The following is a 14,204-nucleotide window of genomic DNA, read 5'->3' on the forward strand; positions in this document are numbered from 1 at the left end:
GGCGTCAGCGCGCGAGCGTTTCCGACGGCGCTTCGTTGAACAGCTGACGATAGCCGTTCAGCAGCGTCGAGCGATGCTGGACGCCCCAGCGGTTCGCGATGCGCAGCACGCTCGACGTGTGCGCGTCGTCCTCCAGCAGGTCGTGACGGATATGCTCCATGCGCCGCGTGCGGATCAACTGGCTCGGCGTATAGCCGAGATTGGCCTTGAATGCGGCCTGCAACGCACGTTCCGTGACGCCGATATGGCTGGCCACTTCGCGCACCGACAGATCCGGCCGCTCGAGGTGCTCGACGAGGTAACGATAGGCGCGCCGGTACTTGCCGGGCAGCCGCGCGCTGATGTCGTCGGCGGCGGGCTGCGCGCGTTCGGCAGCCACCGCCGGCACGGCGGCGCTGTCGGCGCGCACGTGGCGCAGCGACTGCAGCGCATAGCGCGCGTACATCTGCGCGTAGTCCTGCAGGCGGCCCTGTTGCTGGCGCAGTTTCGACTGGCAATAGAGCAGCTCGTTGTACCAGTGCGCGTGCTGGTTGCCCTGGAATGCGCGTTCGCCGAACACGTGGAGCGTGGATTCGGCAACGTGCGTGAGGCGCCCCGCGAGCGCGGCCAGCGTGACTTCGAGCCGCAATTCGCGGTGGTATTCCGCGAGCCCGGCGCCCTGGCTCCAGCGCAGGTGCGTTTCGATCCGGGTGAGCGCGGATTCGGCACCACCCGCGAGCGCCCGCAGGTGATTCAGATAATCCGCGTGGCGTGACAGGACGCCGATCGGCGGCGTGTCGTCGGGTTGCGCGGGCAACGTCTCGTCGAATCCCTTCGAGCGCGTTTCGAGCGCCGCCGAATGCCAGTAGATGTGATCGGCCAGCTGGGCACTCGAACGCAGCTTGTACTGATCGACGATGTCGCGGTTCAGCATGTAGGCGACGCGCACCCAGCGCGCATCCTGCGCGCGGGCCGCCTGACCGTGCAACGCGGTCAGCAGCGCATGCACGCCGTCCAGCCGGCCGAGCCTGAACAGCACCAGCACCGAGCCGACGAGGCTTTCGAGCCGCTGGCCGGCGCTCGCGTCTTCGTCGTCGCTCACGCGCTGGAAGCATTTGAGCGCCGTACCGAGATGGTTCTGGAACAGGGCCTGCCAGCCGGCGTTGCGCGACAGGGCGGCGCGGGCCGTCCGGTGCTCGCCGCGGATGGCCTTCTGCGCATGCCGGTATGCGTCTTCGGCTTCCTCGTATTGCCCGAGCACCAGCAGCACGTCGGCGTACGTCTGCAGGCTCGCATAGTCGGCCGCGACGCCCGGCCCGGCCGGCTCGGCGCACGCCGCCGCGGCAACCGACGCGTCGCGGAACTGGCCGTTCAGCATCATGGTGAACAGCGACGATTCGGCGTCGACCGACGCGAGGGTCGAAGCCACGGCGAAGTAGATCGATGAGGACATGAGGCGCTCCCTTGATGGATGACACGAACGTGTCGGTGAGCGCATCGTGGCACCGTCGTTTCGCCGCGGCCGGCTTTTGTGACGTTCTGTTACTTTCGACGGCCCATGCGTTCCACGCCGCTCAAGCGCCGGTCGCGTCGTACACCCGCAGCGAGCGGTAGCCGCGGAACGCCCCTTCCTGCAGACGCGGATGCGCGCCGGGTTCGAGCATGAGGCCGGGCATGCGGGCGAGCACCGTATCGAACACGACGGCCAGCTGCATGCGCGCGAGTGCGGCGCCGAGGCATCCGTGCGAACCGGCGCCGAATACGAGCCCGCCGTGCGCACGATCGAGACGGAGGTCGGCCGGCCCGGCGAATTCGTCGGGGTCGCGGTTCGCGGCGGCGGCGACCACCGCGACGACATCGCCTTTCGCCATGCGGAGCCCGTCGAGTTCGACGTCGGCGCGCGCAAAGCGAATCATCACGTGCACGGCCGGTTCGATCCGCATCAGTTCGCGCAGCGCGAGCGGCACGCGCCGCGGTTCCTGCGCGAGCGCCTGCCACAGATCGCGGCGCGCCAGCGCCTGCGCGAACGTGTTGCCCAGCGACAGCATGGTCGTGCCGTAGCCCGCGATGAACGTCAGCAGCACGTTCGCGAGCAACTGGCGGTGCGCGAGCGCCGGACGCGTGCCGCCGGCCTGCAGCACGGCGCACACGCTGTCGAGATGCGCGTCCAGCGCGTCGACGAAACGCCGGGTCTCGGCGACGGCCAGTGCGTGGTCCGCCGGCCCGATCGGCATCGCGCTGATCAGCCGGATCGGCCCCATCGACTGCGCCTGCAGGCGCGGCGCGTGCACGGGATCGATACCCAGCAGCCGGCACGCCGCGAGCGCCGGCAGGCGCTGCGCGATGTGCTCGACGAGATCGAAGCGCCGCGGATCGGGAATCTGCTCGAGCAGCGCGTCGAGGTCGCTCGCGATGTGCGTGCGCAGCGCCGCGAGGCGCGGTTTCGCGAACAGCGGCGCGAACGTCTTGCGCATGCGCTCGTGCATCGAATCGTCGGCAAACAGCATCGTGTCGAGCAGGCCGGCTTCGTCGCGCACGACGTCGCATTCGACCAGCGGCGAACGGGTCGTCAGCGCCGGATGATCGAGCACGGCGCACGCGAGCCGGTAGCGGCCGACCATCCAGGTGCCGCTGACGTCGCGATAGGGGCCGGGCAGCGCCGGCATCGCGTCGTAGAACGCGTCGCGATCGTCGGCGGCGTCCGTCAGCAGCTCGAAAAGCGTCTTGTGCGCGAGGGTTTCGTCGAACATGGGCGTCATGATGAGATCGGTTCGGTCAACGACGCGTCAGCGAAACGAGCGCGTCACCCCATTTCTCGAAGATCTGCGCGATCGACTGCACGACGTTGATGATGGTCCTCGCCATCATCGCCATCACGCTGGCCCCGCCTTCGATGACGTTTTCCCATGGCCGGAGCCGTGAGGTCCAGCGGTTGTCGGGCGGGTTCATGCCGGGGCGGCGCGGCTGCCCGGTGCCTTGCATGCCCGGCGTGAAATTCGTCTGAAACGACGGATCCTGCCAGCCGTCGGTCGAATCGCGCGTGGCGCGATCGGTGAACGCGGACGTATCGGCATGGCTCTCCCGATCGCTCCGGTCGAACGTCGTCGAAGGGCTGACCGGCCGCGACGGGAACGGCGTCCGCCGCGTGTCCGTGCGGAAAGCATCGTCGTCCGACAGCAGCGGGATGCGGCCGTCGTCGGATGCCGGTGCGCGGCGCTCGAGCGGCGTGTGCCGTTCGTGCACGAACGATGTCGGGCTGACGGAGCGCGGCGGCATGGGCATCCACGATTCGCCCACCTGGGACCGGCCGTCTTCGGACGGCAACTGCGCATAGTGAACATGGTCGTCGTTTGCCGTCGGCCGGTGACGCGACGGCATCGCACCGATCGGCCGGCGTCCCGGCGGGGCCGACGCGAACGGGTCGGGCGAACCGGGCAGGGGCGGCACACTTTCCGCCCGTCGAGACGAATCGGGCTGCGATACCCACGCCACAGGCGGTTCGTCGCCGTGAATCGCGCGGTGGACCTCCGCGTTCCACCGCGCAATTCGCGACTTGCTGGTGGGCTGCGGCTGCAGCGCCTCGAATTGCCCGCGATCCAGCCGCGACGACCTGAGGTGGCCATCGTCGCGCCCGGTGTCGTGCACGGCATCGTGCCCGGCATCGTGCCCGGACTCGACGGGATAAAGGCTCGGGTCGCGTTCCTCGGTTCTCGGCATGGCGTTCTCCAGACGATCCAGGTCGCCGGCCGAGCGGCGTCGGCGCGGGGGGATGAACGTTTTATACCGGGCCGCCGCGGCCGCGCGGCGCGGGGCGCGAAGCCCCTCGCGTCGGCGCGAAGCCGATGCGTCGGCCGCTTTCACCCGCGTCGATGCGTGCCGAAGCGAACGGCGCAAATCCGAAGCGCGGCACCCGCAGCCGCCGATCGACCCTCGACGCGCCCTGCGATACGTCGCTAAGTTTCGCTTCGACGCGGTCGCGGTGCGCTGCAACGCCCGCATGCCGCAACAGCGCCGAGCGGGCGCTGACCGACATCTCCGATCTTCTCGAGGTCGACCATGAACCAACGTCATTCGGCGCCGCCACGGCAGTGCCGCTGGGCACCGCGCGTCGCGCTGTGCGTGTGGCTCGCCTGCGCCGCCACGGCCGCGCACGCCGATTGTTTCGAATCGGCCGCCGCGTATCACGGCGTCAACCCGATGATCCTGCGGGCCATCGCAAACGTCGAGTCGCGCGGCAATCCGCAGGCGATCCACCGCAACAAGAACGGCACGACCGACATCGGCGAGCTGCAGATCAACTCGATTCATCTGCGCGAGCTGGCCGCCTTCGGCATTCGCGCCAAGGATCTGCTCGACGAATGCGTGAACGTCTACGTGGCCGCGTGGCACCTGCGCAAGCAGATTGCCGCCTACGGCAATACCTGGGACGCGGTCGGCGCCTATCATTCGCGCAGCCCGCGCCTGCGGGACGAATACGCACGGCTCGTCAAGGCGACGCTCGTGAAGTGGGGGGCGATGACGATCGACGGTGCGGCGCAATGACCGCGCGGGCGGGCGGCATGCCCGATGTGCGGCACGGCGTCGTCGGCGTACCCGGCCAGCGCGCGGTCACCGTGTGGATGACGGGCCTGAGCGGCGCGGGCAAATCGACGCTGTCCGTGCACCTGCGCGCAGGGCTGTCGGCGCGTGGCGTGGTCGCCGCGACGCTCGACGGCGACGTGTTGCGCGGCGGCGCGAGCCGCGATCTCGGTTTCACCCCGCCGGATCGCACGGAAAACGTGCGGCGCGCGGCCGAATTCGCGCGGCTGCTCAACGATCAGGGGCTCGTCGTCATCGCGGCGCTCATCACGCCGTATCGGCACGAACGCGCGCTCGCCCGCGCGATCGTCGGCGCATCGCGCTTCGTCGAAGTGTTCGTCAGCACGCCGCTCGCGGTGTGCGAAGCCCGCGATCCGAAAGGGCTGTACCGGCTCGCGCGGGCGGGCGCGCTCGATGGCCTGACCGGCGTCGGATCGCCGTACGAACGCCCGACTTCGCCGGCGATGGTCGTCGACACCGGCGGCCGCACGCCGGCGCAGTGCACCGACGAGCTGTTGCGCCGCCTGATCCCGATGATCGTCCGTGCGCCGCGACCCGTGCGGTAGCGGCGCATCCGCCTGTTCCTCCACGACCCGATGCCTTCATGACCCAACTGCTATTGAGCTTCTGCTACGCCAAGCCGTCCGGACACGTGCTCGCGCGCTTCGATGTCGATGCCGACACGTTCGAATGGATCGATCTGGGCGATGTCGCCGCGCAGGTCGTCGGCGCGACCGGGCTGTGCTGCGTCGATGCGAGCTACTACGCGGCGCTGCAGATTCGCGTGCCCGGCACGGTTGGCACGCTGCTGGCCGAAATCGATGCGTCCGCACGCATCCGGCGCGTGGCGCGGCTCGCGCCGGTGCTGGATGCGCATTCGCTGCTGGCGTGGCATGGCGAACTGCTCGTCGTGAGCAGCGGCACCAACCAGGTGTTCGCGATCGACTGGCCGCGCGACGGCGCGCTGCACCTGCGCGTGTTCTTCGAAATCGAGCCGGGCGCGGATACGCTGCACATGAATTCGCTGCGGGCATTCGGCGAGCACGTCTATCTGTCGATGTTCGGCTGCAAGCCCGGCGCGTCGTGGCGCGATGCCTGCGACGGGCAGATTCTCGATCTCAGCGAGGCGGGCCGCGTCGTCCGGCGCGGCCTGCGCCATCCGCACTCGCTGTTCATCGATCGCGGCACCTTGCTGTGCGTGTCGTCACGCGACGGCAGTCTCGTGCATGTCGCGGGCGCGCCGCGCGGCGCCGACCGGCCGCTCGACGGTTACGTGCGCGGTGCGCTGGCGCATGCCGGGCGGCTGTTCGTCGGCACCAGCATGGCGCGCACGCGCAGCAAGAGCCGGGGCACGGCGCTGCCGGCCGCGGCCGCGCCGTCGCCGCGGGAAGCGGGCACCGGCTGCGGGCTGCACGTGATCGAAGGCGGGCGACGAACGCCGCGCTGGATCGACCTGAGCCCGTTCGGCGCCGAACTGTACGACATCCTGCCGTGGGACGGCGAGCCCGTGCGCGGCACGCGTGCGGACGCGATGGCGAGCCGCCTGCGCGCGGTCAACGCGGAATTCGGCGAGCTGATCGTCGAGCTGTACCGCACGCGCAGGCACCACGGCATCGTCGGCGACATGGTGCGGTCGATGATCGATGCGGGCGTCGATCCCGGCTTCGCGCGCGACACGCTGTCGACCCTCGCCAACGACATGCCCGCGCTGCCGGAATGGAGCTATCTGCATGCGCGCCTGCTGCTGGCGAACGGCGGCGACGCGAACCGGCGCGCGGCGCTGCCGTTCCTGATGAGCGCGCTCGAAGGCGGCTACGACAGCTTCGACGTGCTGAGCCGGCTGGCGGAGATTTATGACGCGCTCGGCGATACCGTCAATGCCGCCGCACACGCGCAGCGCGCACTCGCGACGGCGCCGGCCACGCTCGATTCGTTGCTGCGGGACGGGCTGCATATGATCGCGAGCCGGCCCGACCGCTGAACGCACGGGCCGGCGCAGCGGCGCTTCGCGCGTCGCGCGACGGCTTCGCGCAAGCGGGGTAGCCGGCCGCGACGAATCCTATTCTCGTATCCGGAACGACGCCATGCCGCGGATGCCGGCCCGATCGATGCCCGACAGGCAAGGCCGCCCCATGGGGCGCGGGCATGGCATTCGTCTCGCCAACTGCAAACCGATCTATCAGGATACCTATGGAACCCTCCACGATTGGACACCACGAAGCGACCGGTGAACCGCCCGAAGAGACGGCGCGTTCCCGGGAGGACGCGCGTCCTCCCGTGCCGGCATCGACGTCGATGGCCCAGCACACGGCGGCGTTGCCGGCCGCGCGCAATCGCGGGACCGTCGCCTCAGGCGACGAATTCGCCATGACGTTGCGCCAGCGGCGCATGCCGGTGCCACACGGCAGCGATCCTGAAATAGGGCACCGGACCTGCGAACAGAAGCTGACGGCGCTCGCCGGCCCGGATGTGCCGGCAGCGCATGTCACGATCGCGGCCACGACCGCACACGTGCTGTACGGCACGCATGCCGACCGCGTGCCCGACGACGTGCTGCGAAGCCTGCTCGCACGCGCGCCGCTGTACGAACGCCGTGGCGTGACGGACGAGAAGGCGCTGCGCGGCTTTCTGAAAAAGTCCTTCGCGGAGTGGACGGCGCCGCTCGTCGGGCGTTCGGGCTACCTGCTCGCGCTGTCGCTGGCCGGCACGTACGTGGGCAAGCACGTGCCGTCGCCGGCCACCGGTTTGCCGATCGGTGCGACGGTCATGTTCACGACGACCAACACGGCCGCTGCGCGCGAAGGCCTCGAGGCGCACTACATCCCGCCGCTGGTGGCGACCGCGTTGCCGCCTTCCGTGCTACGCCGCTACAACCGCTACGCGGAAGAAGCCCTGCCGCCGGGCGTGCGGGCCGAGATGGAGCGTCAACTGGTGCGCGCGATGGTGACGATCGTGCCCGTATTGCATGCGATCCATACCGGCGGTTCGCTCGATCAGCAGCGGACGGTACTGAACGACGTGTATGCCGACGCCGCGACGTTCTTCGGCGCGGAAACGCTCGAAAGCGCACTGAGCGGCGCGGGCGGCGCCGTGAAGGCGGCGCTCGGCCGGTTGCGGCAATCGGGCGATGCCATGCGGGAGAAAGGCATCGAGGCGCCGACGCACGGCGAACTGATCGCGCACCAACCGCTCGACCGGCTGGAAGCGAGACTCGTCAATCACAACAAGAGCCTGCTCGAATCGGGCAGCGACGCCGCGCGCGCCATGGGGCAGGGCATCAAGACGCTCTGGACCGAAAAGTTCGGCCGACTGGCGGGCGTGCCGGCGCACGCGGGCTTCGTCATCGCGATCGCGCTCGTGCTGACCTCGCACCTGATCGAACAGGATCCCGAGAATGCCAACCTGCCGAAAGGGCAGATCTCGCCGCGCTCGGCGCTGGCGGTGCCCGGCGCGCTGATGATCATGGAGTTCCTCGCGACCGAGGCGTTCGGCACGCTGATCGAGACCTGCGACGCGCTGATGTCGAGAAGGCCGGCGCCGGCCCACGACGAGGACGACGTGTCGTCGCGCATCGAGGAAGTCGACGATCACAGCGGCAGCGAACACGACAGCGAGCCGGTCGCATCGGGTGCGTTGCCCGCGCCGGCGCCGGCGTCGTCGTCGCCCGCCGACGTGTCGCATGCCCCGACGCCGACGGAGTCGCCGCGGCGAACGTCGACGGGCGACGCGACCTGACGTCGCCGTCGTCGCCCGGCGCATCGCGACCTGCCCGTCGCGGTGCGCCGGGACCCCCGATTCGGGCCGTCACGCAGCCGCGTGCGACACGCAGCCGGCGCGGCCCGTTTCACCCCATCGTTGTTTCAATCCCCTTCTGCAACCCGAAAGGAAACGTCGAAATGGAATCGGTCAATCCTCACGTTCACACCTCCGACAGCGCGGAACACGCCACGCTCGAGCGTCCGGCATCGCCGTCGTCGCCCGTCGGCCCGTCGAGTTCGACGCTGCCCGAAGTCACGGGCGTGGAGCGCCGCAGCGCGCTTCCCACGCAGGGCAGCCCGCGCGCGTCGGTCACCGAACTCGAGGCCGCCGCCAAGCGTGCGCGCGTCGAGACGCCCAGTGGCTGGCCGTCGAGCCGCGTGGATACGGCGGCCTTCAGCCTGGGCGCCGAATCGACCAAGAACAGGATGCGGCCGGCACGCGAAAGCCTGTCCGCCGTAGGGCGCGACATCCCGCCACTCACGCCGCAGTCGCTCGGCCACTACTTCTCGGCGGCGGTGGGCAAATGGCCGTCCGCAGACAATCGCGCCAAGCTGCTGGAAGCGATGACGACCAACCTGACCACGCTCTCGACGCTGAAGTCGGCGCCGGAGGTCAAGCAGATGCGCCGCGAGCTGACGCTGCACTGGCACGCCCTGTCCGAGCGCGAGAAAAGCGACGTGCTCGACACGGTCGGCGCCGGGAACAAGCGGCTCGCCGGCAGGCCGAACGTCGCGACGTGGCTCGAACACACGGCGGCCCACATGCCGACCGCGGATGCGCAGCGCCTGCTCGCGGCCTGCGGCGCGCCGGCGCGCACGGCCCTGCAAGGGTCGTTCGGGCAGGCGGCCACCGACGAAACGCATCGCACCACGGTCCGCGCACGCGATGCCGACATGCGCATGACGTTGCCGCTCGATCACATGTACGACTACAAGGGCTTCTACTGGGGCAACGACCGCAAGGTCGGCAACCTGCCGAAGGACGTCGCGGAAAAGCTCCGGGTGTGCGTGATCGGCGCGGGCCCGGCGGGGATCATGGCGGCCGACAGCCTGAACCGCATCGGCGTGACGTCGACGGTGCTCGAGGCGGAAGATCACATCGGCGGCCGCCTCGCGACGCACCATCGCCAGCTCGACGACGGCGCCCAGAGCCCGACCGCCACGCATCCCGGCGGCATGCGTTTTCACACGACGCACGGCAACTTCTACTGGAGCTTCGCGGAGCACTACGAACTCAAGCATATCGATTTCACGAACCCGAGCCAGGTCGGCGCGCTGCTGCTGCTCGAGGAAAGCGTGCGCAAGGCGGAGCCGGGCAAGGAGCCGACCGACCCGGTGTTGAAGCAGGTGAAGTCGGACTTCGACAAGGCGATGGGATCGCTGACGCAGCCGATGCGCGACGCACGGGACGCGGGCGATACGGCGAAATTTCGCGAGTTGTGCGAGGCCGCGAAGAACCGGTTCGATCCGTTCACGTTCAAGGAGGGCGTCGAGCATCTGCTGAAGGAAAACGGCATTCACTGGGACGACAAGCACTGGGAAACCTTCGGCGCGGTCGGCATCGGCGTCGGCGGCTACAAGGGTTACTACAACACGGGTTTCCTGGAGGAAATGCGTTTCCTCGTCGACGAGCGGCTCGAAAACCACCAGTTGCTGGTCGATGGCGCCGACGAGCCGCTCAAGCGCATGATCGCGGACACCGCCGGGCTGCCGCCCGGCCGCAAGTCGCTCGAGGACCAGGGCGCGATCCGGCTGAATGCGCTGGCCACCGACGTCGAAAAGACGACCAACGAAAAGACCGGCAAGGACGAGTACCGCGTGTCGTGGAAGGAAAACGGCGAAACGAAGAGCGAAACCTACGACGAAGTCTTTTTCGCGGCGAGCCCGAAGATTGCGACGCAACTGGGCCTGACGAAGCAGGGCGAGGGCAGCCTCGTCCCGGCGGAACTCGCCGTGGCGCTGGACAGCGTCAACATCGTCGGCGCGACCAAGATGACGATGACCGTGCCGGCCGACGAGTTCCATCCGGAGGCATTGCCGAAGAACCTGCAGTCCACCGCGGAGTTCCAGCAACTGTATCTGCACGCCCCCGCGAAGGAAGGCGACAACGCGGTGATCTACCTGAGCTACACGCTCGGCGACAACGCGAAGAAGGTCGAGGGCAAGACGAAGGAAACGCAGATCAGGAACCTGGTCGGCACGCTGCGTGAATCGGCGGAGCGCGCCGAGCCCGAGGACGGCACCAAACTGCGCAATCTCGCGGACCTGATCGACAAGCACTGGGAAGCGCGGAGTCATTACACGCACTGGACCGAAGTGCCGACCCAGGGCGGCGCCTTCAAGATGGACGCGCCGAACGATCTCGACAATACGCGCACGCTGTACGCCAACACGCTGAAGTCGAGCGGTCTGCATTTCATCAACGAGAAGGTGACGGCCGAGGCCGGTTTCGCGAGCGGTCCGTTCGCGGCGGCGATCAACTCGGTGCAGAGCATGGTGAAGCACCACGGCGGCACGTTGCCCAAGAACCCGCCGCTGGAGCAGCAGATCCTGTAGTCGCGAACGGGCGGCCGCGACGAGCCGGCAAACGTCGCGGCCGCACACGAAAAGTGCGTCGAAAAGCGGGGGGCATGAAGCGGCAACGACGCCGGAGGAATCGCTTGACACGTCAAAAATGGCTTCTTATATTCGCTCCGACTGAGGCGCCATGCTCGACGGCGCCTCCGCGGCAATGTTGCCGCGCCACATATGGACGGCTATGAAGCCCCCGAACTTGCGTCGCACGACGCTGGTCCGGGGGCTTTTTGTTTTTCGGGAGAAACGACGGATGGCGGAATACGGCCCGGCGAAAGGAGAGGCGGCGCAGGCGCGTGCGTTCGTGATCGCCTGCGTGCAGATGGAGCCGCGCATCGGTGCGGCGCAGCACAACCTCGCGCGTGCGCTCGAGCGGATCGAGACGGCTGCACGCAACGGCGCGGTGCTGATCGTGCTGCCCGAGCTTGCCAACAGCGGCTACGTGTTCGAGGATCGCGACGAAGCGCTGGCGCTCGCGGAGCCCGTGCCCGATGGCGCGACCGCGCGGGCGTTCGAGGCCATCGCGCGGCGCCTGAATGTCCACATAGTGAGCGGCATCGCCGAACGCGATGGCGCGCGGCTCTACAACTCGGCGCTGTTCGCGGGGCCGGGCGGGCATCTCGGCGTGTACCGGAAGCTGCACCTGTGGGACAACGAAAAGCGCTTTTTCGAGCCGGGCGACCTCGGTGTGCCGGTATTCGACACGCCGCTCGGGCGCATCGCGATGGCGATCTGCTACGACGTGTGGTTTCCGGAGACGTTTCGACTGGCCGCGATGCAGGGCGCCGATCTCGTCTGCGTGCCGACCAACTGGGTGCCGATGCCGTCGCAGCCCGACGATCGTCCGGGCATGGCGACCACGTTGACGATGGCCGCCGCGCACAGCAACGGCGTCGCGATCGCGTGCGCGGATCGGGTCGGCATCGAGCGCGGCCAGCCGTTCATCGGCCAGAGCCTGATCGTCGGCGGCGACGGCTGGCCCATCGCGGGCCCGGCCAGCGCCGATCGCGAGGAAATCGTCTACGGGACGATCGACGTGGCGCGCACGCGCGCCGGCCGCACGCTGAATGCGCACAACCATGTGTTGCGCGATCGTCGCGCGGATATCTACGACCCGATGCTCGGCACCGGCTGGCCGGTGTCGCCGCCGTGATCGCGGCGCGCGTTTCGTGCCTCACCCGGCGTCATTCACCCCGATGCGCCGCGACTCCCCACCACTACAAGGAAGCATCATGAGGTCGTTGAACAAGACAATCGCCGCCGCCTTCATCGTCGCGGCATCGATGGCCGCATCGGCGGCCGAGCCGATCCGGATCGGCGTCGCGGTCGGGCTGTCGGGCGCCAACAGCGTCGTCGCGCCGGCCGTCGTGCAGTCGTCGCAACTGGCCGTGGCCGAGATCAACGCGGCGGGCGGCATTCTCGGGCGTCCGGTCGAGCTCGTGATCGCCGACGACGGCTCGGGCGCGGTGGGCGCGCAGAAGGCGTACGACACGCTGGTGTTCCAGAAGAACGTCGACGCGATCATCTCGATGGAGACGAGCGCCGCGCGCAACGCGGCCCTGCCGATCGTCGCGCGCGGCAAGAAGCCGTTCATCTACACGTCGTTCTACGAAGGCCGCTCGTGCAGCCCGTGGATGTACGTGAACGGCTGGGTGCCCGAACAGGTGGTGGCGCCGATCGTCGATTACTTCAACCAGCGCCGCGGCGCGAAGACGTTCTACCTGGTCGGCAACGACTATGCGTTCGGCCGCGGCATGCTCGACTTCACGAAGCAGTACATCGAACAGCACGGCGGAAAGGTGATCGGCGAGACCTACCTGCCGATCGACGGCACCGACTGGACGCCGGTGCTCTCGAAGATCCGCGCGGCGAAGCCCGATGCGCTGATCAGCGCCACCGCGGGCGGCGCACCGAACGTCGCGCTCGCGAAGCAGCTCAAGAGCTCGGGCCTCGCGCTGCCGTACGGCAACCTCGCGATCGACGAAGGCACGGCCAAGGGCATGGGCGACGTCGCGACCGGCGTGTTCATGACGGCGTCCTACCTCACCGGCATCGATTCGCCGCAGAACCGCAAGTTCGTCGCGGCGCTCGACGGCAAGTTCGGCAAGGACGTGAAGACGCCGAACGAGTTGTCGGAGCCGCAGTACGAAGCGTTCTTCCTTTACAAGGCGGCGGTCGAGAAGGCCGGGGCGACCGATTCGTCGAAGGTCGTGAAGGCGCTCGGCGAGGTGTCGTTCGACGGGCCGCGCGGGACGGTCACGATGAACCGCAGCCGTCACGTGCCGCTCGCGATGCGCCTCGGGCAGATCCAGCCGGACGGTTCGGTGAAGGTGCTGCAGACGTTCGCCGACGTCGATCCCGGCATGCAATGCCCGAAGCTCAAGTAACGCGCGGCGCGGTGCACCCGGGTTCGCCGGCGGCGAACCGAACCTGAACCGGGAGGAAACATGGGACTGGTATTGGACATCGGTACGACGGCGGCCGTGCTGTTCATCGTGACCGTCGGCCTGATGGTGATCTTCGGCGTGATGCAGATCGTGAACTTCGCGCATGGCGCGCTGCTCACGCTGGGCGCCTACGCGAGCTTCGTCGTGACGCGGCTGGGGCTCGATCCGTGGCTGAGCGTGCCGCTCGCGATCGTGGTGGGGACGGTGGTCGGCATGGCGGTCGAATGGATCATCGTCCGGCCGCTGTACAAACGGCCGCTCGACGCGATTCTGGCCACCTGGGGGCTCGGCATCGTGATCGGCCAGATCATCGTGATGGTATTCGGCCGTGAAGTGCAGTTCGTCGAAACGTCGATGAAGGGCGCGGTGTCGATCGCGGGCACCCAATACTCGGCCTACCGGCTGGTGCTGGTGCCGATCGCGCTCGGGCTCTGCGCGGGATTGACGCTGCTGCTGTCGGGCACGCGCTTCGGCGTGAAGACGCGGGCGGTCATCATGAACGAAGACCTCGCACGCGGGCTCGGGATTCATTCGGGCCGCATCCGCTTCATCACGTTCGCCCTCGGCGCGGCGCTCGGCTCGCTCGCCGGCGCGCTGATCACGCCGCTGTCGAGCGTCGATCCGGACATGGGCGTCGGGTGGATCGTCAGCGCGTTCATGCTGGTGATGGTGTCGGGGCATTCGATGACGAGCCTGCTCGTCACGTGCATCGTGTTCGGCGCATGCCAGGTGCTCGTCAGCACGTTCGTGAGCCCGGTGCTCGGCGGCCTGACGATCGCGGTGCTCGCGGCGCTGACGCTGCGCATCCGTCCGCGGGGGTTCGCTCATGGCTAAGGTCGACGCCTCGTTCGAGCCGCATTGCGCCGAT

General features: G+C 68.6%; 11 protein-coding genes. 8 read left to right on the forward strand and 3 right to left on the reverse strand.

Translation table 11 applies throughout. From position 1 onward, the window contains the following. Window positions 1–4 precede the first annotated feature (4 nt). From HWX03_RS20330 to HWX03_RS20340, 3 genes are all read right to left on the reverse strand, one after another. On the reverse strand, window positions 5–1,432 hold the full coding sequence (locus tag HWX03_RS20330) for a helix-turn-helix transcriptional regulator (RefSeq protein WP_175872438.1): 1,428 nt from the start codon (window positions 1,430–1,432) through the stop codon (window positions 5–7). A gap of 121 nt (window positions 1,433–1,553) precedes the next feature. Further along, complete coding sequence (locus HWX03_RS20335; RefSeq protein WP_175872439.1) at window positions 1,554–2,738, reverse strand: cytochrome P450; 1,185 nt, start codon at window positions 2,736–2,738, stop codon at window positions 1,554–1,556. A gap of 16 nt (window positions 2,739–2,754) precedes the next feature. Then, window positions 2,755–3,840 carry a hypothetical protein gene (locus HWX03_RS20340; RefSeq protein ID WP_175872440.1) on the reverse strand — a complete coding sequence of 362 codons (1,086 nt, stop codon included), beginning with the start codon at window positions 3,838–3,840 and terminating at the stop codon, window positions 2,755–2,757. A gap of 195 nt (window positions 3,841–4,035) precedes the next feature. Here HWX03_RS20340 and HWX03_RS20345 point away from each other — a divergent pair, with 195 nt between their 5' ends. The 8 genes from HWX03_RS20345 (at window position 4,036) to HWX03_RS20380 (ending at window position 14,170) form a co-directional block, all read left to right on the forward strand. Beyond that, window positions 4,036–4,521: a lytic transglycosylase domain-containing protein gene (locus tag HWX03_RS20345; RefSeq protein ID WP_175872441.1), complete on the forward strand. Its 486-nt coding sequence runs from the start codon at window positions 4,036–4,038 to the stop codon at window positions 4,519–4,521. Next, window positions 4,518–5,123 carry an adenylyl-sulfate kinase gene (gene cysC / locus HWX03_RS20350; protein ID WP_175872442.1) on the forward strand — a complete coding sequence of 202 codons (606 nt, stop codon included), beginning with the start codon at window positions 4,518–4,520 and terminating at the stop codon, window positions 5,121–5,123. The genes HWX03_RS20345 and cysC overlap by 4 nt, the downstream gene beginning before the upstream one ends. 38 nt (window positions 5,124–5,161) lie before the next feature. Continuing rightward, the gene (locus HWX03_RS20355; RefSeq protein WP_175872443.1) at window positions 5,162–6,538 is read left to right on the forward strand and encodes a DUF4915 domain-containing protein; all 1,377 of its coding nucleotides are present in this window, start codon (window positions 5,162–5,164) and stop codon (window positions 6,536–6,538) included. A 164-nt stretch (window positions 6,539–6,702) separates the two neighbouring features. After that, window positions 6,703–8,292 carry a hypothetical protein gene (locus HWX03_RS20360; RefSeq protein WP_175872444.1) on the forward strand — a complete coding sequence of 530 codons (1,590 nt, stop codon included), beginning with the start codon at window positions 6,703–6,705 and terminating at the stop codon, window positions 8,290–8,292. 161 nt (window positions 8,293–8,453) lie between these two features. After that, window positions 8,454–10,871, forward strand: coding sequence for an FAD-dependent oxidoreductase (locus HWX03_RS20365; RefSeq protein WP_175872445.1), 2,418 nt, complete (start codon window positions 8,454–8,456; stop codon window positions 10,869–10,871). 271 nt (window positions 10,872–11,142) lie between these two features. Further along, window positions 11,143–12,042, forward strand: a complete 900-nt coding sequence (locus tag HWX03_RS20370) for a nitrilase family protein (protein WP_174434279.1) — start codon at window positions 11,143–11,145, stop codon at window positions 12,040–12,042. Between the two features lie 79 nt (window positions 12,043–12,121). Next, window positions 12,122–13,276 (forward strand): substrate-binding protein, encoded by a 1,155-nt coding sequence (locus tag HWX03_RS20375; protein WP_175872446.1) that lies wholly within the window; start codon window positions 12,122–12,124, stop codon window positions 13,274–13,276. A gap of 60 nt (window positions 13,277–13,336) precedes the next feature. Continuing rightward, entirely contained in the window at window positions 13,337–14,170 is an 834-nt protein-coding gene (locus HWX03_RS20380; protein WP_175872447.1) for a branched-chain amino acid ABC transporter permease, read from the forward strand. Window positions 14,171–14,204 lie beyond the last annotated feature (34 nt).

The organism is Burkholderia sp. BCC0397 (assembly GCF_902832865.1).
In the GTDB taxonomy this organism is placed as follows: Bacteria; Pseudomonadota; Gammaproteobacteria; order Burkholderiales; family Burkholderiaceae; genus Burkholderia.

Coding starts and splice junctions, on each gene's coding strand:
- HWX03_RS20330 (WP_175872438.1), bottom strand. CDS start 1,432: ATGTCCTCATCGATCTACTTCGCCGTGGCTTCGACCCTCGCGTCGGTC.
- HWX03_RS20335 (WP_175872439.1), bottom strand. CDS start 2,738: ATGACGCCCATGTTCGACGAAACCCTCGCGCACAAGACGCTTTTCGAG.
- HWX03_RS20345 (WP_175872441.1), top strand. CDS start 4,036: ATGAACCAACGTCATTCGGCGCCGCCACGGCAGTGCCGCTGGGCACCG.
- cysC (WP_175872442.1), top strand. CDS start 4,518: ATGACCGCGCGGGCGGGCGGCATGCCCGATGTGCGGCACGGCGTCGTC.
- HWX03_RS20355 (WP_175872443.1), top strand. CDS start 5,162: ATGACCCAACTGCTATTGAGCTTCTGCTACGCCAAGCCGTCCGGACAC.
- HWX03_RS20360 (WP_175872444.1), top strand. CDS start 6,703: ATGGCATTCGTCTCGCCAACTGCAAACCGATCTATCAGGATACCTATG.
- HWX03_RS20365 (WP_175872445.1), top strand. CDS start 8,454: ATGGAATCGGTCAATCCTCACGTTCACACCTCCGACAGCGCGGAACAC.
- HWX03_RS20370 (WP_174434279.1), top strand. CDS start 11,143: ATGGCGGAATACGGCCCGGCGAAAGGAGAGGCGGCGCAGGCGCGTGCG.
- HWX03_RS20375 (WP_175872446.1), top strand. CDS start 12,122: ATGAGGTCGTTGAACAAGACAATCGCCGCCGCCTTCATCGTCGCGGCA.
- HWX03_RS20380 (WP_175872447.1), top strand. CDS start 13,337: ATGGGACTGGTATTGGACATCGGTACGACGGCGGCCGTGCTGTTCATC.